The 21,663-nt window shown below is 42.2% G+C and carries 13 protein-coding genes and 2 pseudogenes; all 15 read right to left on the reverse strand.

All coding sequences use genetic code 11. From position 1 onward, the window contains the following. Nucleotides 1-31: 31 nt before the first annotated feature. The 15 genes and pseudogenes from LGZ99_RS07455 to hscA all read right to left on the reverse strand — a co-directional run bounded on the left by LGZ99_RS07455 (nt 32) and on the right by hscA (nt 21,656). Nucleotides 32-1,210, reverse strand: coding sequence for a dual-specificity RNA methyltransferase RlmN (locus LGZ99_RS07455; RefSeq protein ID WP_023045708.1), 1,179 nt, complete (start codon nt 1,208-1,210; stop codon nt 32-34). 182 nt (nt 1,211-1,392) lie between these two features. Further along, the gene (gene ndk / locus LGZ99_RS07460) at nt 1,393-1,821 is read right to left on the reverse strand and encodes a nucleoside-diphosphate kinase (RefSeq protein WP_023045707.1); all 429 of its coding nucleotides are present in this window, start codon (nt 1,819-1,821) and stop codon (nt 1,393-1,395) included. 221 nt (nt 1,822-2,042) lie between these two features. After that, nucleotides 2,043-4,364, reverse strand: coding sequence for a peptidoglycan glycosyltransferase PbpC (gene pbpC, locus LGZ99_RS07465; protein ID WP_036838219.1), 2,322 nt, complete (start codon nt 4,362-4,364; stop codon nt 2,043-2,045). Between the two features lie 57 nt (nt 4,365-4,421). Then, entirely contained in the window at nt 4,422-9,452 is a 5,031-nt protein-coding gene (locus tag LGZ99_RS07470) for an alpha-2-macroglobulin family protein (protein ID WP_036838217.1), read from the reverse strand. 1,275 nt (nt 9,453-10,727) lie between these two features. Next, entirely contained in the window at nt 10,728-11,528 is an 801-nt protein-coding gene (locus LGZ99_RS07475; RefSeq protein ID WP_036838215.1) for an MBL fold metallo-hydrolase, read from the reverse strand. A 731-nt stretch (nt 11,529-12,259) separates the two neighbouring features. Next, nucleotides 12,260-12,886: a LysE family translocator gene (locus tag LGZ99_RS07480; RefSeq protein WP_051769337.1), complete on the reverse strand. Its 627-nt coding sequence runs from the start codon at nt 12,884-12,886 to the stop codon at nt 12,260-12,262. A gap of 1 nt (nt 12,887) precedes the next feature. Beyond that, nucleotides 12,888-14,135 carry a propionate CoA-transferase gene (locus LGZ99_RS07485; RefSeq protein ID WP_036838213.1) on the reverse strand — a complete coding sequence of 416 codons (1,248 nt, stop codon included), beginning with the start codon at nt 14,133-14,135 and terminating at the stop codon, nt 12,888-12,890. Continuing rightward, nucleotides 14,113-15,393, reverse strand: a complete 1,281-nt coding sequence (locus LGZ99_RS07490; protein ID WP_021323897.1) for an FAD/NAD(P)-binding protein — start codon at nt 15,391-15,393, stop codon at nt 14,113-14,115. Before LGZ99_RS07490 ends, LGZ99_RS07485 begins: the two co-directional genes overlap by 23 nt. 17 nt (nt 15,394-15,410) lie before the next feature. Next, entirely contained in the window at nt 15,411-16,322 is a 912-nt protein-coding gene (locus LGZ99_RS07495; protein ID WP_023044216.1) for a PLP-dependent cysteine synthase family protein, read from the reverse strand. Between the two features lie 556 nt (nt 16,323-16,878). Continuing rightward, nucleotides 16,879-16,998, reverse strand: a pseudogene (locus LGZ99_RS25000) (IS982 family transposase); the annotation flags it as partial. Nucleotides 16,999-17,306: 308 nt separating this feature from the next. Then, nucleotides 17,307-17,699: pseudogene (locus LGZ99_RS07500) on the reverse strand (enhanced serine sensitivity protein SseB C-terminal domain-containing protein); the annotation flags it as partial. Nucleotides 17,700-17,765: 66 nt separating this feature from the next. Then, on the reverse strand, nt 17,766-19,061 hold the full coding sequence (gene pepB, locus LGZ99_RS07505) for an aminopeptidase PepB (protein ID WP_036838212.1): 1,296 nt from the start codon (nt 19,059-19,061) through the stop codon (nt 17,766-17,768). Between the two features lie 187 nt (nt 19,062-19,248). Then, nucleotides 19,249-19,449 carry a Fe-S cluster assembly protein IscX gene (iscX, locus tag LGZ99_RS07510; protein ID WP_021323902.1) on the reverse strand — a complete coding sequence of 67 codons (201 nt, stop codon included), beginning with the start codon at nt 19,447-19,449 and terminating at the stop codon, nt 19,249-19,251. 18 nt (nt 19,450-19,467) lie between these two features. After that, the gene (gene fdx, locus LGZ99_RS07515) at nt 19,468-19,803 is read right to left on the reverse strand and encodes an ISC system 2Fe-2S type ferredoxin (RefSeq protein WP_021323903.1); all 336 of its coding nucleotides are present in this window, start codon (nt 19,801-19,803) and stop codon (nt 19,468-19,470) included. A gap of 2 nt (nt 19,804-19,805) precedes the next feature. Next, nucleotides 19,806-21,656 carry a Fe-S protein assembly chaperone HscA gene (hscA, locus tag LGZ99_RS07520; protein ID WP_262978996.1) on the reverse strand — a complete coding sequence of 617 codons (1,851 nt, stop codon included), beginning with the start codon at nt 21,654-21,656 and terminating at the stop codon, nt 19,806-19,808. Between the last annotated feature and the right edge of the window lie 7 nt (nt 21,657-21,663).

A 21,663-nucleotide genomic window follows, 5' to 3' on the forward strand; every position in this document is an offset into this window, starting at 1 on the left:
TCAGTTACTGCATGACAGGACATACCAACATTCAGACTGTTCTTACCTGGATAGGTTCACCTGCCTGACGTTTTTTCAGTGTCCGTTTTGTACGATCAATCACATCGCCCGCAAGCTGACCACATGCGGCATCAATATCATCACCGCGGGTCTTACGGACAATAGTTGTAAAACCATATCCCATCAGCACCTTGGCAAAACGGTCGATCCGGCTGTTGGAACTGCGGCCATATGGCGCGCCCGGAAACGGATTCCACGGGATCAGGTTAATCTTACTTGGTGTGTTTTTCAGACACTCAGCCAATTGATGCGCCTGTTCCACACTATCATTAATATGATCAAGCATGACATATTCCACTGTCACCCGCCCCTGGTTCGCATTGGATTTCGTCAAATAACGGCGCACCCCCGCAAGGAACTGCTCAATATTATATTTGCGGTTGATAGGAACGATATCATCACGCACATCATCTGTCGGTGCATGCAGGGAAATAGCCAAAGCGACATCAATCATATCACCAAGTTTATCCAGCGCAGGCACCACACCGGATGTGGATAACGTCACACGGCGCTTAGACAAACCGAAACCAAAATCATCCATCATGATTTCCATTGCGGGAACCACGTTATTCAGGTTGAGCAGAGGTTCACCCATTCCCATCATAACCACGTTGGTAATCGGGCGGCGACCACTGGATTTCAGTGAACCAATAATTTTCGCCGCACACCAAACCTGACCAATAATTTCAGAAACCCGTAAATTACGGTTAAACCCTTGTTGAGCGGTAGAACAGAATTTACATTCCAGTGCACAGCCTACCTGAGAAGAGACACACAACGTAGCCCGATCATCTTCTGGAATATAAACCGTTTCAACTTGCTGATCGCCAACAGTGATAGCCCATTTAATCGTGCCATCGGCTGAACGTTGTTCCTCTGCTACCTCGGGCGCGCGGATCTCAGCAACTTGCTGTAATTTCGCTCGCAGGGTTTTGTTAATATCCGTCATCTGCTCAAAATCGTCATAGCAGTAATGATACATCCATTTCATCACCTGATCGGCACGGAAGGGTTTTTCCCCCATATCGGTGAAGAACTGACGCATTTGTTTGCGATTCAGATCAAGCAGGTTAATTTTCCCGCCTTTTTTTTCTGGGGTTTCAGACACGACAGAAGCAGCAAATTGTGCCGCAGTATTTGGTTGGGACATTTTTTTATATCGCCTCGTTGTTACACTTTCGGCTCTGCGTTGATGAATTCAACGCACGAAGTTTCAATTCGGGTATCACTATCAGTTTAGCCTAGTGACAAATAATAAGCGCCCCGCTGAGTTAACAACGGGGCGCAGCATTGTACAAACTTTAATGCGATGATGCTACGGGTAACGACAAATCAATTACGTGGGCAAATTTCATCTTCTGTGAAGAAATACGCAATTTCACGGTTTGCAGATTCAACAGCATCAGAGCCATGAACCGCGTTTTCAGTAAAACTGTCTGCGTAATCAGCACGCAGAGTACCTGCTAATGCATTATCAGGATTGGTTGCACCCATCAAGTCACGGTGACGTTGTACTGCATTCTCGCCTTCTAATACCTGAACCACGATCGGACCAGAAGTCATAAATTCCACCAGACCATCAAAGAAAGGACGGCCTTTGTGCTCGGCATAAAAGCCTTCAGCCTGTTCACGGGTCAGGTGAAGCATTTTGGCGGCAATAATTTTAAACCCGGCGCTTTCAAAACGGGCATAAACAGACCCGATGGCATTTTTCTTCACTGCGTTAGGTTTAATAATCGAAAAAGTACGCTCAACCGTCATGGATAACCTCTTGGTTCTTTTTTCAGCAACTGATAATTTTAATTTTTTATCCCGATAAGTTAACCGGTTAATACTTATCCCGCAACCCTAGCGGGGATAAAAGAGGCGTTGATTATAGGGGCACGAATGGCGGTTGCCTACAGAAAACATAACATTCCATTAAATTTTTCTTAGCGAAAATTACCATTTTTTCGTACAAATCACACTTTTACCTGAATCGTTTACTTCAAGGTAAAATTGACAGAATCAACCTGTCCCCCCAAATCCAAAACACTCAGCTGATATTTCCCCGGTTGAGTCAATGTCTGAACAAGCCCTTGATTATTTTCTGTGGTCATAACCTGTTCTCCATTGAGAAACCACCACTGTGGCCCACCACTACCGCCTTGCGTTGTAATACGCAAATCAAGGCTGCCAAGACCGGGGAGCCGTTTCAATACATCTCCGTTATGAATGCCGACGATCAACAGCGGGGCTTCATCTGATTTCAGCGGTGGACACTGGAGGTTAACCGGCGGCAAACGCTGCACCCGCAGCTCTTCCGCCGGTAACCATGATTCCAGGCTAATCGGCCATAAAGCGATATTTTTTGGTTGAGCATCAGGGCAATCAGGCGCGACACGCAAACCCTGTTGATCCAGCCATACCTGTTCATTGATACCAGAAATACCTTCTTGCCCCACAGAAGGCAACGTAGGCGGAAGGGTGTTATCCAGAATCCAACTCAGACGACGCTGGCGACAATTACTGTCTCCCTTTGGCAGACTTTGACCTCCCGGCCAACAAATGATTGCCTGACTCACACTTGCCGGACGTGGATCAGAGGGGATCCGTTGAGCGCCATTTCGCATATTTGCCAGCAACAGGTTATTGACCTGATTCATTATCGGAACCGCCGTGGCATAACCGAACTGTCCGGTAACCGGCGTTCCATCCGGCCTGCCAACCCAGACGCCGATGGTATAGCGGGCATTTAAGCCGATAGCCCAGGCATCGCGGTAGCCATAACTGGTACCCGTTTTCCAGGCCAGCGGCACTTGTGCCGGCAATATATCATCAGGTTGCGGGAGACCTTCTCCGGCCATAATCCGCCTGACTATCCACGCGGCACCAGGAGAAAATAGCTGCCTGTCACGCAATTTCTGCTGCGGTGTAAATCTCAGGGGGGAAACCTTCCCCTGACGGGCAAACGCGGTGTAAGCCGCTACCAACTGATCCATCCGGGTTGCCGTCCCACCAAGAATCAATGATAAATTAGGCTCACTGCCGGGAGGAAAACGCAATACTGTTCCCACATTACGCATATTGGCGGTAAACCGCTTGGCACCATATACTTCGAGCAGTTGCACCGCGGGTAAATTCAAGGAACGAACCAATGCCTCACTGACACTGACCGGCCCGTTAAAGCCACTGTCAAAATTTCCCGGACGGTAATAATCAAAACGGCGAGGCACATCCTGTAACAGTGATTCCCCATGAATCAACCCATCATCTAATGCCATTGCGTACAAAAAAGGCTTCAACGTTGATCCTGGCGAACGCCACGAATTTATCATGTCCACATGACCAAAACGGCTGTCATCCTGAAAATCCAGCGAGCCGATATAGGCTTTCACCGCCATATCGGTATGATCAACCACCAACACCCCAACAGAAGTTTTCTCCGGTAACTGGTACTTCCAATTCACCGCCATATCCTCAAGCTGGCGCTGTAATCCTGCATCAATGGTTGTTTTGATGATTTCTTGACGGTGACCTTTAGCCATTCGTCTGGCAAGAAGCGGGGCAAGTTGTGGCACCTGCCGGGGAGCCAGCCATAACATCTCTTGCCGAATATCAGCCACTTTATCTTCCGGCCAGATTTTATACTGCGCCAACCGTTGCATAACCTTGTCACGGGCAGCTTGTGCCCGTTCAGGATAACGATCCGGCCTTAAACGGCTGGGCGCTTGTGGCAAAATAGCCAACAAAGCCGCTTCGCCCGCAGAGAGTTCAGATGGCGGCTTGCCCAAATAAGCCCAACTCGCCGCACCGACGCCTTGTAATGTGCCGCCAAACGGCGCACGGTTAAGATACATTTCGAGAATTTCATCTTTGGAATAGTGCCATTCAAGCTGTAAAGTGCGCCAAATCTGTTTTAACTTCCCGCCCAAAGTACGTGAATGCGGATCAATCAGCCGAGCCACCTGCATTGAAAGCGTACTGCCACCAGATAGAATTTTACCCGCCCGAATATCCTGCCATGCAGCCCTGACAAGCGAAAGCGGATTAACCCCTGGATGCTGATAGAACCAGCGATCTTCATATGTCAGCAATGCCTGAATATATTCCGGTGACACTTGATCCAACCTCACCGGGTAGCGCCAAACCCCTTCATCATCGGCAAAACGCCAAAGCGGCGTCCCATCTTCACCTACGACAACACGCGCCATTTTGACTTCACGCAGTGGCAGAGGCCAAATTTTATCTGCCAGCCATAAACCCGCCGGGATCAGAAACAGCAACAGCACAATCAGCCAAATAAGGTGATGCCTTTTTTTCATGCAAGAATACCTGACGAGCAATCAGCCCTTACGCCTGAGCATAAGGGCTGACAGGGTTTAGCGGACAACTTCCAGTTTTTCAGGTGCAGAACCTACCGCACGCCAGTAAGGCACATACATAGATTCAACCTGAGGTGCGGGAATAGCGTAGACACCCGGCGTCACAGCACGAGCCAGATAGAGCAATGTCACTGGCTGAGTGGAATCAACCGCGACTGCCGCCACATACCGGTCATCACGATATTCAGTATGACGAATCGTCGCCTGTTGCATATCACCAATCAGCTCCTGGAGATTCGCAGCACTGTCACTCAAACTGGCACTGCTGTTAGCCAGATTCTGGTTTTCCACTTCCAGACCGGCAGGCAGTAAATCAACAATCAGCGCATCCGGTACTGATTTATCTGAGCTGACTACCAGCTTCACGACCACCATTTCGCCACTTCTCAAACGGTCAATAGAAACTGGATTACCCTGCATATCCAGATAGCTACGCTGAATTTTCAGCACATTAGAGTAGGGTTTCGGCGAATGCAGCGGGTAACCCACGACATTCAGGCGAGAATAGAGTGTGCTGTTGCCACGGTTGCTGATATCAACACCTTGCAGAATCTGCTCCGCGTTCATCACTTGATTCAATGACTTATCACGACTCAACGGTGGAACCTGCTGATTAACCACCGCCTCCCACGGTTGTTCTGAAGTATCGATAAAGAAACGCCCAGCCAGATAGAGTGAATTACTCTCCTGAGTTGAGAAATAGTCACGGGATGTCAACTCATCAGACAACGCCAGTAATTTCTCATCACGATCTTTTGGCAACATATTGTTTTCAGTCAACAGCGCGACAATCAGAGCATTGTCGCGGATGGAACTGCCATAATCCCCCAATCCGACATCATCGTTACGGTTTTTATTGATCCCCAAGCGGACAGCTTCATCCGCTCTGGTGTTATCACCCATAAGCTTCAATGCAACCCCCAGTTGTACCAGCGACAAACCATTTCCTGCCTGAGAACGACGCTCATAAACTTGTCTTAAAGCACCCAACGGCGCTTTCTGCTGGATGGCAAGCACCAGACCGGCATAAGCCTGAGTCGAGAACCGCATGGCTTCCTGATTCTGGCTGTAACGATAGTTAATGACATTCTTATCCTGTAAATAACGCAGCAAACGGTTATTGGCAGAATTCAGCGCTTCCTTGGGTACGCTATAACCTCGCTGGCTCGCACGGAACAAGAAATCTGTGACATAAGCCGTCAGCCAGTACTCTTCATCACCGGTTCGGTCCCACAAGGCAAAACCCCCATCATGACGCTGCATACTCAACAAGTGAATAATACCCTCATCAATACTGGCCCGGCGTTTGCTGTCACTGTCCGTTTTGATACCCAATTTTTTCAGCTCCGCTTCATTTGAATAGAGTGACGGATAAAGTCCGCTGATAGTCTGCTCAAGACAGCCATACGGATAGGCGTACAGCTCACGGATATAACGTGAAATCTGTAACGGCGGACGACTGGTCAGTAACAACTGGCCTTCGAGCGTTGCCGGCGCTAAACCCGATATGGCATCTAACGGCAACTGCCAATTTTCTCCCTGGCGGATAACCTCAGCAAACAGCCTGGTTTCTGCTGGCTGTGCCGGACGCACACCAATCTTCCAGCTATTTTTATACTGTTTCAGCGCTTCACCGGGCAGATTCAGGCCATTAATCGTCAGGGAAACTTCTCCCTGACCAAAGCCATGATCAGCCGTAACAGGAATTTCCACTGTTGTACGTTTACCTTTTTCCAAGGTTATTGCCTTGCTGGACGCATCGTCTAATTTAATCAGCCCATTAGCCGTAAAGTTTAAAGTCAAGTTTTGCGTCTGTTCGGTTAAGTTGGTCAGATCCAACGACAACAATGAATGATCCCCCCCCGCCATAAAGCGAGGTAACGCCATCTGTGTAATTACCGGTGCGGCAATAACAATTTTACTTTCACCATGACCGAACTCATCTTTACTCCACGCCTGAGCCATCAGCCTCAGTTCACCATTGAAATCAGGAATTGGCAGAACAATCTCCCCTTCCCCCTTTTCATTTAATGTCACAGGCTGTGCCTGTTCAGCAATAATCTGCACTTCAGTTAATGGTTTTCTACCACCGCGGGCAGGAGCATCTTCATCACCAGAACCACCAAAACGCAGATTTGCCAGACGACCTTCACCTTCAATCAACTGACCATACACATCATATTGATCGATGCTATAGCGTTTACGACCAAAGAAAGCCTCATAGGGATCCGGGGTTTTGAAGTTAGTGACATTGAGTACACCAGTGTCTACCGCAGAAAGCAGCACATTAACCTGTTCAGGCAATTTCTGCCCTTGCTGTGGTGTAACCTTGACTTTAACTGTCAGGTTCTGATTTGGACGCATTTTTTCCGGCGCGGATAACGTCAGATCCAATTTACGGTTTTCATCCGCCAACGGCAGATGCAATACACCAATTGCACGTTTTGGTGTCGCCTGACGGGATTTATCTCCCGGACGAATAACTACCGCAGTCAGATAAAGGTCATGACGGCGCCACTCTTTATTAACCGGCACTTCCACATCCAGACCTTGTGCCGGTACATCAATCTCCTGCCACCAGAGCGGCCCTTCACTGGACTCCACCAACAGATAACCTTTACCTGCCTGTGGTGCAGCTATATGCAGTTTTACTTTCTCACCCGCTCGATAAGCCGGCTTATCCAGAGACAGTTTTACCTGATCAGGACGGACAGCACCGGTGCCACCGGTATTATCCTGCCATGAATAACCTGCCCAGAAATTAACGCTGGTGACCAGTTGATTCTCCGGATTGACCACCTCAATACGGTACGAACCCCAATCAACCGGGAAACTGACCTTTGCGGTACCCTCCTGCGCAATCTGGATATGTTCATCCGCCATCACCAAATCTTTCTGGTCATAGCCTGACTGCCAGCCTTCACCATCCGACCAGCGCCAATAATAATCATGGCGTTCATAAATCAAACGGGCGGTCAGATCTTTCGCGGCATATTTTTTGCCATTGGCATCGGCATAAACCAGCTCAAATTCAGCCAATGAATTTTCATCCACATTGTAGCGGCTCTGGTCACGACCGGTACGATAGTCATAAACTGCTTTCTGATTGAACAGTGGACGAATACCAACCAGTTTTTCCGCCGGCCAAACCGCTTGTTCAACCCGACGTGTCACCGGGCGGCCACCAGATTCAAGCAGACTGGCCTGAACAATCACTTTTACCGGCGAAGAGACTGAACTCCAGTTGTCCGCGCTGACATTCAATGCGGCTTCACCGCCACTGTTCAGCGTCAAATCAAACTCATCCAATGTACGACTGAGATTTTCTTCAGTGGCGGCACCAAACTCATAACCCGGTAATTTAGCGACCGCATCACGGTTTGGGCGCAGGAATAACTGCCCTTGCAGGCGATTATCCGCAGCGGGCGCGCCATACAGGTAACGGCCTTTGATGGCGAAATCGACACCGTGGTTTTTCATCACCGGTTGCGCTTCACTGCTAATGTCCAGCGCCATACGCTCCGGCATAAAATCTTCTACATTGAACTTGTAATAACGGGGCTTGTTATCGCCCAAATCAAAACGTAACGACCAGAGTCCGGTAGCCGCTGACTGAGGAATCGTGTAGCGATACTGATACAACCCGTTTTCAGGTTGCCAAACAAAACTACGGACAACCTGACCATCTGTTTTTAATACATCAACTTTGACCGGCTGGCTTTTAATTGCACGACCATCACCATCACGCAATAGCCCATTCACAATCAGCGTCTCACCGGGGCGATAGAGATCACGAGGCCCGAAAACAAAAAACAGCTTGCTGTATCCTTGTGGACCGGCGATATCAAACTCAGACAGATCCAGCGCCGGTGATACCAAATCAATCATACTGGTTTGGTTGTCACGGGTAGCAAGCAATAATTTAGCTTTCGCATTTTTCTCCAGACTGGCGTGTCCATCCGCGTCTGTCATTGCTTTTGACAATAACTGCCCTTTCTCATCCAACAGACGAACTTCCACCCCCTTCAGGCTGTCGCCTTGTTCCAGAGATTGGGTAAACACATCCATCTTATCCAGATAGCTGTGCACGGAGACACCAATATCACTTAGCGTGAACATTGTCGCCGGATTGGCATAAATGTATTTACCCGCCTGCTGCATCACCGCCATATAAACACCGTCTTTCTGCAACGCTTTAATGTTATTTAATGGCAACAGTAACTTTTCGCGGGTATTCAGTGTTGGATTCAGATCGAAACGGCCGGTATAAACCAATTCCGCATCTTTAAGTATTTCTTCAGATTCCCAAGAATTCATGCTGTTGCGATATTGCCACTGTGCAATAAAAGAGGGTAATGCCGTCTCTTTTATCCTAAAAAAGTTAACATCAATACTGTTCACATTGAGTGCTAACACTGGCAAACCTTCGGCTACTTTACTTGGCAACAAAGAGCCCTTGCTGGCAAAACCAACAGATGGCGAAATCGTCTCGGTTGTCAGGGTTTTCTCATACGCGGTTTCAAGCTGACGCTCATTGATGCCTTTAACGCCTTTATCTACGGTCAGTTGCAGTTTACGGGATGGCGGCAGATGGCGCAGGCGAAGCTCCATCATGTTATCTGACAACTCCCACGCTCCATCAAGCTTGCCCTGTTTTACATCCACCAAACGGACATTTTGAGCAAAATTCTGATTTGGATCTAAAGGAACAGAAAATGTCACCACCATCGCGCTGGCGCCATCAAGCTGAACTTCCGAGGCATCCAGAATGGTCACCTCTTTACCGGCATAACGTTTTGCCAGTTCAGCCAGTGATGTCGCATCTTTCTGTTTTACTGATTTTGGTGGAGTATTTGACTGTTGAGGTGCTTTTGCGCTTTGAATTTCTGTGGACTGCGATTGCGCTGCTTTATTATTATCAGTGCTGTCAGACTGATCACAACCAGCAAGCATCAGCAAAGAAGCTAACATCACAGCAAAATAATGCTTTTTTCTTTCCGGCCACCGCCAGAATTGACTTTGATTCATGACTATAACCCCTGCCTTATCCCAACCAACCGGTAGTAGAATTTAATAAATAATTTTATAAATCAACATATTAAATTTAAATCAAGAAAATATAAGCAACTGAATACCACCTCTACATACTATGAGACAACATACAGATCATTAAGCTCATATAATAACGTCTTATTTCGACAAATTAAATATCATAAAGACGATAAATAAGTCTGAATTTATTGATTCAATCGCTGATTAAGAACTCTATATATCTTGGAAAATCTTGCATACTGTTTCCCTAAGTTATTGGAAATAATCCCTTATTAAATTATTTTCTCCAATAATTTACGGAAAGTAAAATAGCCTAGAACAAACAATTAAGATAAGTTGAGTAAAGAGAAAATGGGAGTTGTCGCACCGGATATAAATATCATCATTGGGTTAAATACATCCAGATTCAATATTATATTCCCCCTCTAATGAAATACACAAATGGAAAATCAAACGAAATAATATCGATAACTCCTCCACAATCCCATTACTATTATTTATATAATTTACGGATTAATAACTTAAAGAATTAAAACAGCAATAAATATTAAAATTGTTATAACAATACAATTTCACCCAATACATAACAAACTATTTCCCCATATTAATCATTAAATTAAAAAACATATTAAAAGTTAACTCGAGATTATAACAAATAAAACTAAAAATAAAAAAATCATCATTATACTGACAACGGCACCAAGAAATAACTCATATTAATCAATTGGTTATTCATAACATCAAATAAAAAACAAGAAATTAAATATAAGCGCCATTGCCAACAACAATATAAAAACATTTAGAAAAATCATCAGAAAATAATCCAAACATAACTCCAGATAATATATAAACAAATTACCAAAGATAATAATCACAATTAATATTAGCTAATATGATCATTATAACCACATTTAACGACAAAACAAATCCAGCAACATAAAATATATAAAAATACATTTACAAAATAAAACTTAAAATACATTGACATATGATGCCACTTTCTTACTAAAAGTGGCAATAATTACTCACGTTAAACTCCCATTATTTAAATTATTTTTTATAAAAAATAAATAAAATCCTCTATAATAAAAAAATGCAATAAAAAATATAAATAAACTCTATAATAAAAATATTAACCAATCATTACTATAAACCCAATTATTTAAGGCAGCAAAAACCGCCCACTCCAATGCCGTAGCAAATAGAGTAATAACCCAATGAAAATCCATTTTCTGCATACCTTTCACCACGTTACTCCACTAATAACACCTGTCCGGTTTTTAGTTGCTTAACATTTGGCAACCAGAGCCTTCCCCAGCTACCGGTACAATGACATCCATAGACTTCTTTTATATTTTCTTTTACAAAAAACTCTCTGATCTTCAATAACTCTGTAGGTAATGCTCTCTTTAAATGCAACCCACCTATCACCGCGCATACTTTATCCACACCGGTAATCATTTTAGCGTGATTAATTATTTCACAAATACCCGAATGACCACAGCCAATAATAATCACAAGCCCATTATCACTTTTCCAAATTAATGCACTGTCATCAAGTATATAATCATTAGCCCAAGAACTCCTTCTGACTAAACCACAGGCTTTCCGATGATTACTTGCTATTTCACCTGAAAAAACAAATCGTTCACTTATCTTCATATGCGATTTTGTCAAACGAAAAAAGACTTTCTTTTTAATTCTTTTATTAATTTTACCTGATGTTTTTTTAAATCTTAAAGCAAAATTTTTAAACATAACACCATAATATTTCTCATTTAACGCATCGGGATGACATATTAATTTAGCATTATGGGGAAAATAATTAACACCACCTATATGGTCAGAATGACCATGGGAGATAACAATCCTGGATATATCATCAACAGATATTCCCATCCTATTCGCATTCTCGAGATAGCTGCCATCCGGACCGGTATCAAAAATTATCTTCTCTTCACCATCCTCAAGTAAAAGACTCAAACCAGGTTTAGCTATCAAATATGAGTCAGATGTTCTATTTTCAAGAAGTACAGTTATTTTTAATGACATGGCATATCCATTAGTTTTGTTGAAGTAATGTATCTATTAAACGATACGGGTAACAATAGCATTGATGCACGTCAATAAAATAATGAAAGGCCATTATATCGTCGCATTCTTATAAGCAGATCACAAATTATAGCCGCTCCGCCACAAGTTAATTTTTCAACATGAAATGATTATCTCGCCGTTATATTTATTGCCTTGAAATATTAACATAAAATTATTATACCTTGCTGTAAAGCATATATTTAAAGATAAAAACAACAATAATATTTAAAAAATAAAATTCATAAAACAATCATGGAAATAATTTAACAGAATAAAACCAAACACAATATCCAATATCTGGTGTTATTGTACAATCATTAATTAATCCAACCATTCTTATTTCATCTGTATTATAGGATGAAAATTTAAGGTATTTGCCAATGTGCAATAATAAGTACTTATTATGAAAAATAAATTTCAAATAGAGTAATTTTAATTCTTATCAAATTAAAAAATCCTCCAAAACTATCACTATAATTTACACATCACAAAGCAACTTGTCTGCTGACCGTAGCGGGCAAAACACATATTGTCCGCTACCATCTGGCACTATAACAAATTCCCTGAAATCAGATCAAAAATTTTACCTCTAAATTGCTTGTTTTTTTCACCCTATCCCCTTATTCATGAATGTCGCAGCTGTGATTTAAATTCAGATCCGGCTTACCTATATCATCAATTATCAAAAATTATATTAAGTACATCGCAGAATAATAAATTTTCATAGCCATAAAAAATATAATCAGCGAAGACAGTTTATTAACCAGGTGAATTTTAATCAGTAAATAATCACGAATTTTTTGATAATTTATAATCATGACTATCCCTCCGTACCACAAAAAACTAATTATGAAAGCCATTGAGATCATAATCACTGAAATACTTATATTGATATCCTGTGGCATGCTAACTGATACAGCGCTACTAATGAGTAAAATTGCTTTAGGATTATATAGTTGTAATATAAACCCAGACTTAAATGTGCAGTCTCGCTTATCAGATAATGTGTTCAACTCAATATCGTTCATTGGTTTTATTCGAAATAATCGATAAGCTAAATAAAGCAGGTATGTTCCTCCTAATATATAGAGCGTAAAAAGTATTGCTGGTTCTTTCAAAACGAAAGTTAGCCCACCTAACGCCAAAGTTGTGAATAATGCATTGGCCGTCGCAATACCTACCACACTCATCATTGCTACAGATTTTGAATACGTAACCGCATTTTTCATCGTGACCAAGAAGCCTGGGCCAGGGCTAGCAATACCTACTAATAAGATAGTGCAGAAACTAATAATAAATCCTTGTTCACTACTCATGTTACCCCACTAAATATTCAATATCTTTTTCATCATCGGCACGGAAACTAATATGAGACAGCCGCTCCAATGCTGTTTTTTTTCTAAAACAAAATGAAATTTTATTAATCGATTGACTAATATCGATGAAACCTCCTACACCATAGAACTTACCACCGAGATGAGACACATTCACATTGCCATCCTTGTCAATTTCCCCAATACCCAGTACAGCATGATCAATGTCTCCATTCCATATACTTTTAAACATAGCTGCCTGAGAGAAAACTTTTCTGCCATTTTTGCACATCCCAAATCCCTCGCCATCGTAAATAATTTCGCCTTCAACACCGGATTCAATATACGCCGTAAATGTTTTATCTTCCTGTCTACGCTTTATATGATTAATTGCTGGAACTGGAAGGCCAATACCCACAATCAGTTTTTCGCCATTGCTAATTCTGGCAGCTAACTGGTATGAAATGCTCTCCGACACTAGGCATGTTCGCGATAGATTTCCACAATAGTGATGATACCTGTTTGGCAAATAAGAGATACAATGCAATGATGAAGGTGCAATAAATACCTCATCAAATAAATTCCTATAGCAAAAACTACTGTAATGTTTAATCACTTTATCCGGTAGCTGGATAGCGATTCTCGCTTTCCTCAGCCGAGCAGATTTTATGCATTGTTCTATATCAAGATCTATAGGCTCTGTCTCTAGAACAATGTTTCCATCCGGCGTAAATCCTGATCCTCTTAGTAAAACCAAATCACTATCTGGCAGTGAATAACATAGTTGTTCACCTGATGACTCCACTATAGATAGCTTTTCTGCTGAGTAATCATTATTAATCAATGAGCCGTTGTTATCTGGGTCAATAAAGGTATTTTTACCTATGGTGGTCAGCAATTTCCTCTCATCACTAGAAAGTAAACAACTCGCCACTCCTTGCGGTATATTGTGTACCTCGATACTATTTTCGCCTAGCGCCGAGTTAATATGATTAACAGTTCCGAAAAATCCGCCTACAACCCAATCCACATGGTGACCAAGAAGCAGTGAGTTAAAACCACCATGCCAACCATTACCTGGTAGTGATGCTCCAATGAATCCAAATTTCTCATTGTATCGACCATTCCAACTAGCATTACAAATTAAATTAATTAAATATTCGGGGGAAATTGCGCTACCAAAAGAGACAATATCAATGGTTGAAACTCCTTTTAAGAGCTTTCTAAATCTAGCAATATCTGACAAGTTCATGGGTCTGTCCTTCTTTTGAGATAATCAAAGCATCGACTATCAGTTTTGCATCTCTGACGGTAAGCGACGTTGCTTCTGTGAAGAAACGTGATCCATTTGTCATTGGGCCAAGTACATAGATGTTTCTTTTATCATTGACTTTGCAATTTCTATCAACGTCAACGCCACTAATGGAATGCATCGGTAAGCGACTCATTTGAATAATTTCCAAATCCATTATTGGATTGAATGCTAAAATTGAATTTTTATTAACAGTGGTAGGATCATAACGTCGAGATAAGATAGACAGTTGTCCATCATCAATTAATGTCGCTAGTTTACGCGCATTTACTAATGGAAACATCGCTCGGGTTTCAATAAATTGATGTCTAATATTATGCAAAAGAACTTGATCATCCCGGCCCAATTTTTGGTAGAAATCAAGATAATTCATTGTTCCATTATATAACCTTTCTTGCCAAATAGGTGTATAAGCTGAACAATATTCGACTTCATCTTTTAACGCACATAGAGGATTAAACAATATATATTTCTCAATATCTTTCGTGACCAAAGATTTAAACAGCTGTATTATACTATTAAAAGAAGGAATAGTTTCATTATAGTCATCAAAAATAGATGCACCACCCGCCTTGAATTTCCCCCTCACTCTGGGAAACCGACCTGATAGTGAATAACATTGCATCTTCAGATCTGGCCTATATGTATAAATATAAAGTAAAATGTCAATAGACGTCAGACCTGAACCGTATACATCAATTGTTCCACCGTATGGTAAACTTGCTATTCTATCAAATAAGTGGTCATTTAGAATATCTTTTCCAAAACCGATAGCTAACACACTCGCATCAGTTTTAAAACAGATGCCATTGCATATGATATTACCATCTTCATCTAAATAATCTGCTTTTCCGTAAGTATGCACAACAATACCTGTTTTCTTCAACTGGTCGATTAAGTTATATTTCACATCTTGTAGATAAGCGCCATAAACTCGCCTCGGCAGATAATCGTTATCACAATAATTGTATTTCTTAGCCGTCAACCAATCAGTTATACCTATCACATCATTAAATTGGGTGAGAGAATCTAATCTAGTATTCATTATGAAAACTTCTGGAACATCTTTATATGCAAATCCGACCTGGTTATGATCTTTTGAAAATATCAGAATGGAACTAAGCTGACATTTATATTGTAATAAATGTTTAAGTATTGAAATGCAACCTGCTCCACTACCTATAATTCCTATATTCATAATTATAATAACTCCATTCAGATCCCCACCGAAAGGTATCTTTCTGTTTGACTAGCAGCTATTGTTAGTATTTTTTTTCCTTTATTTTCTTCCCTACTCGCCAATTCAATAGCACAATGCAAAGAAGCACCAGACGAAATACCTATTAACAACCCTTCACTTTCTATAATCTTTCTGGTAGTTTGGAAAGCAGAATTTTCATCAATAATATACACTTCATCAATAATATTCCGGTCCACAGTATTAGCGATTATTCCAGGGCCAATTCCCAATACACCATGGTTAGAATTGATCTCATCTAAAGGAGTCGTCTGACTTAAAACAGCAGCACTTTTAGGTTCAATCGCAACGATATATGTATCCGAACGATATTTTTTAAGAGTGTTCCCTATACCATTACAATGCCCACCAGTCCCAATACCTGCGATAAATATATCTGGAGTACCATTAAAAAAATTGATAATTTCATTGCCGGTTTGATAATGTGCTTGAGGATTATTAAGATTATTCCCTTGGTCGACAAGAAAATAGTTAGCCTTTTTTGAGAGCATTTGTGCTTTTTTTACCGCTCCAGCATAGTTTTCACCACTTGGCGTGAGGATAATTTCTGCTCCTAACAGAGTTAATAACTTTTTACGCTCTTCAGAAACATATTCTGGCATCACAATAATAAGCTTTAGTCCCATAGATGCACATATCCCGGCAAGAGAGATACCAGTATTACCCGTTGTTGCCTCAACAATCGTAGTTTGTGAATCTATCTGCCCATTTTTTATAGCTGATTCAAGCATTGACTTGGCTGCTCTATCTTTAATAGAACCCCAAGGATTAAGAAATTCTAATTTCACATAAATATCTGCATATAAATCTTTTGAGATCTTTTCCAACTTTACAATTGGTGTATTTCCAACCACATCATGTAATAACATTTAATTTCCCCCATTTAGTTCTAAATTATATAAACTTATATAGATTACTAAAACGTACACTTTAGCATAACAAACCTCCTATCTCATTGATATTCATTAAAAACAATTCAAACAAATGATATAATTACAATACTTTTAAAATGTGGAATTATATCATTTCAAGCCATATCAATTAGTTAATGAAACTTGTATATTTCTAACTGCCATTTCAAATAAATAAAATTTAAACCTTTTAATATATAACAAATATTAAATAATTTTCTAAAAGAAAAATAACAAAAACATTAACAAGATCACAAAAAAACAAGCACCACGCGGTTTTTCAATCCATCAATCAATTGCAATTAGTGCATCCATTACCAGAGCGATATAACAAAATTATATTTAAATAAAAATAATTGTGAAAATATTTATATATATATTTTTAATGTAGTTGTTTGCACTAATAGATTAACTTCATAATTTAAAGGGTAATAACACGCCTACTTAACTAACTTTAGATCTGTTTAAAAACAGCCAATTTAGAGGCATGTAAATTCAGGTTCGGCTTTTTGGGTTAGAAGGTATAGGCAATCAATCCGGCCGCTATTTCCAAGAGAAAACTTATCGAACTACGATATCTCGAATGTTCCATTTGAAACATATTTAACCGACAAAATACCATTTCAATTAGAAATCATTTCACTCTGATCGTACTTCAGGTATTTAGTTCTCTTCTTAAGCGAAGTTCAAGTTAACTATATAAATATAATCGAAACTTATAAATAATTATATTTAGATATCATCATATTTAAAAAAAGATTCGTGATAGGAAATACGTACATAATGAACATTTTATTGATGGAAAATAAAATGGCTCTAATGAGATAGGCAACTACTCTGGTACTGTTTTAACACAATAAATCTATTGCAATTATGCGGTATAACAGTACCAGTTACCTTTAAAATATATCTCAGCTAAATTAACATCAGAGATTTTACAAGTCACTTATTCATTACCGGAATATTCCCCCGTAACCAACTGCCTAATTTACGCTGGTAAAATGGCTGTGTATGCTGAATCAAATAATGGCTGATACCACGTTCCTTTTCATCAACCAGGCAGAAGTCAATCGGTTCTTCTTCAGAGGTGTATTCGCAGGCAATACCGCCAGCTTCTTGAATTAGCTGTTCAATCTCATCCTCCGTGCCATTCATTTCCAGCCCAATTAATAAATTAGGTTTTTCATCCACATTTTTATCATGGGCCTGGATGATAAAAGCACGACGGACAGGTTTACGCTGACTAAATAAACTGACCAGAGCTTCAATGAGCTGTGAAGGATATTCTTCCGGCTGGCTAAGTGTTATCGCGCTGCCACTTGGCACATCAACTTCAACCGAAACTAATTCATTTAATGAACTCATAAAAATCTCCAATCAGTTTTTTTATATAAAATGGATTTATTTCGCTTTCGCCAACAACAAATTAGCAATCGAGCGAACCCCATAACCTGTTGCACCAGCCGACCAATGTTCTACCGCAGATTTACGGTAAGTTGCAGAGCAGTCAATATGAACCCAGCCCTTTTGGTATTCTTCCACAAAGTGAGACAAGAAAGCCGCCGCAGTACTGGCACCGGCACTATGTGATGGTGCAGCCACATTGTTCAAGTCAGCAAAATTCGATGGCAGTTGGCTACGATGAAATTCAGCCAATGGCAGACGCCAGAATAATTCATTTTCAGATTCTGATGCAGCCAACAGATCCGCCGCCAGTTTATCATCAAAGCTGAATACACAGTGATAGTCATTACCCACAGCCGTTTTCGCTGCGCCAGTCAGGGTCGCCGCATCAATGATTAACTTCGCTTTCTCTCTGCTGGCATCAATTAAACCATCAGCCAGCACTAAACGACCTTCCGCATCCGTGTTCATGACTTCAACAGATTTACCATTACGGTAACGGATAATATCACCCAGTTTAAAGGCATTACCACTGACCATGTTATCTGCAATACAGAGGAACAGTTTAACGCGCTGTTTCAGGCCACGGCTGATTGCCAATGCCAGCGCACCTGCCAACGTTGCCGCTCCGCCCATATCTGATTTCATGGAGTCCATAAAAGAAGATTGTTTCAGGCTGTAGCCACCGGTATCAAATGTGATGCCTTTACCCACCAAGCAGGCGAATACCGGCGCGTGTGGGTTGTCAGTCGGGTTGTAATCCAGCGCCAACAAAATCGGATCACGGGAAGAGCCTCGGCCAACAGTATGAATACCAGCATAACCCTGTTCACGTAAATCTTCGCCTTTAGTAATGCGATAATTTACCGCTTCACCAGCAACGCCACACATCAGGTCAATAGCACGCTTCGCTAATTGTTCCGGCCCAAGCTCTTCCGCCGACATATTGATGGTGTCACGCACCCAATCAATAATTCTAATTCTGCTTTCCAGTTCTTGTTTTTCAGCCGCCGGCAATTGAGGCCATTCAATAGAACGGCTGCCTTTTGGCGCCCGGAAGCCTTGCCAGAATGCCCAACTTTTTTCTAAATCCCAGCCTTCGCCAACCAAAGCTACATGACGAATTCCCTGACCATCAATTTTACGCCCGGCACGTTGAATCGCACCCAATTTGCCTTTACCAGTCAGATGAATCGTCATCCCTTGCTCACTCGAACTAATCAGCGCTTTTTCACCCCAGCAAGCTGCTGCTGGCTCATAAGACAGTGTTATTGGCATGATTTGTTTAGTCATTCTTTTCTCACCTCTTATTATTCACCGCTTGATGGCAGCCAGGATTTTATTCAGACTTCCACCCATATCATTATTCATTCGTCTGCCAGATATTAACCCTATAAAAAAACTGGCTAAAGCCAGTTTTTCATTAAAGCTCAGACTACCTTAAAACTGTGACAGATAAATAACAAATTAATGCTATTTGTTACTCAAACTCATCCAGCCAGACCAAAAGAATAGCTTCCAGAACTTTTTCATTGGATTTTTCAGGCGCATCATCAAAATCATCCAGATCACAAATCCATTGATGCATATCAGTAAAGCGAACTGTTTTTGGATCCAAATCAGGAAATTTGTCAAACAACGCTTCACCGATTTCACGGCTATCAGACCATTTCAGGCTCATTGATATTTCTCCTGCCAATCAGTGCTCACGGGCATGGTTAATGGTGTATTTTGGAATTTCGACAACCAAATCTTCGTCCGAGACTCTGGCCTGACAACTCAGACGACTTTCCGGTTCGAGCCCCCAGGCTTTATCCAGCATGTCATCTTCCAGTTCAGAACTCTCTTCCAGTGAATCGAAACCTTCACGAACGATACAGTGGCAAGTGGTGCAAGCACAGGATTTTTCACAAGCATGTTCAATCTCAATCCCATTGCGCAATGCAACATTCAGAATGGATTCCCCTTCTTTGGCTTCCAAAACTGCACCATCAGGGCAAAGATCGTTATGAGGTAAAAATATAATTTTCGGCATAATTAAATCTCGTCCACAGAATGGCCCGCCAACGCCCGACGAACAGATGAATCCATCCGGCGTGCAGCGAATTCCTGCGTTTGCTTATCCAGTTGTTTAATTGCGTTCTCAATCACTTCAGGATCACTCCCCTGAACGCTTTTTATAAGTGTTTCTACGGCAGTATCAATCGCCGCGTGTTCTTGTTCATTCAGCAGATCGGCATCTTTTTCTAACGCACTGGTGACACTTTCCAGTACCCGCGCCGCTTCTACTTTTTGTTCTGCCAGTTTGCGCACATTGATATCTTCCTGAGCATTCGCCATAGAATCTTTTATCATGCGGGCGATTTCTTCATCAGACAAACCATAGGACGGTTTCACTTGAATAGAAGCTTCTGCACCAGTGGATTTTTCCAACGCGCTCACGCTCAACAGGCCATCAGCATCCACCTGGAACGTAACCCGGATATGAGCGCCACCCGCCGGTAACGGAGGAATGCCACGCAGGGTAAAACGGGCCAGTGAACGGCAATCACTCACCAATTCCCTTTCCCCTTGTACCACATGCATACTCATCGCACTCTGGCCGTCTTTGAAGGTAGTGAACTCCTGCGCTCTTGCAACCGGAATGGTTGTATTGCGTGGAATCACTTTTTCAACCAGCCCCCCCATTGTTTCCAACCCAAGTGACAGCGGAATAACATCCAACAGCAACATGTCGCTATCCGGTTTGTTACCCACCAAAATATCCGCTTGAATTGATGCGCCGACAGCAACAACTTTATCAGGATCAATGGAAGTCAACGGTTCACGGGCAAAAAATTCGCCAACCCTATGACGAACCAACGGTACGCGGGTTGAGCCGCCCACCATAACCACTTGTAAAACTTCGTCCGCAGAGACTTCAGCATCTTTCAACGCCCGGCGGCTTGCCAGCAAAGTTCGTTTTACCAATGGTGTAATCAGTGATTCAAATTCAGGACGGGTGATTTTTCCCTGCCAACCGGCAATGTTTATCTCTGCAACATCAGCATCACTCAAGGCAATTTTCACTTGAGCGGCAACGTCCAATAGCTGGCGTTGCAGACGATGGTCATCACGATTGCCAATACCCGCCTGTTCACGGATCCAGTCAGCCAGCATCGCATCGAAATCATCCCCACCAAGCGCGGTGTCGCCGCCGGTTGCCAGCACTTCAAAGACACCTCGGCTTAACCGGAGGATGGAAACATCAAAGGTACCGCCACCTAAATCATAAACCGCGATAACCCCTTCCTGACCAGAATCCAGCCCGTAGGCAATCGCAGCAGCGGTGGGTTCATTAAGCAGGCGCAGAACATGTAATCCGGCTAAACGCGCCGCGTCCTTTGTTCCCTGACGCTGGGCGTCATCAAAGTAGGCCGGAACGGTGATCACAACCCCATCAAGCTTACCATCCAGTGTTTCTTCTGCACGCTGTGCCAACAATTTAAGAATTTCAGAAGAAACCTGAATGGGATCGACCAAACCCGTCGCCGTATTGATTAACGGCAGACCGTTTTCACTCGCCTGAAATTGATAAGGAAGATTTGGGTAACGTTGCTGAATATCAGCCAGAGAACGCCCCATCATGCGCTTCACAGAACTGATGGTATTAACCGGATCATGCACCGCCTGTTGACGGGCCAGCCAGCCAATTTCAATACCATTCTCATGGTAGTGGACAACGGAAGGAAGCAGGTAACGGTTTTCGCTATCCATCAGAGTTTCCGCTTGCCCACTGCGAACAGTGGCAACTAATGAATGCGTCGTGCCTAAATCAATACCGGCAGCTAAACGACGTTGATGTGGTACAGCGGATAAACCCGGCTCGCTGATTTGTAATAAAGCCATATACGCT

This window comes from Photorhabdus temperata, from assembly GCF_025384845.1.
Taxonomy (GTDB): Bacteria; Pseudomonadota; Gammaproteobacteria; order Enterobacterales; family Enterobacteriaceae; genus Photorhabdus; species Photorhabdus temperata.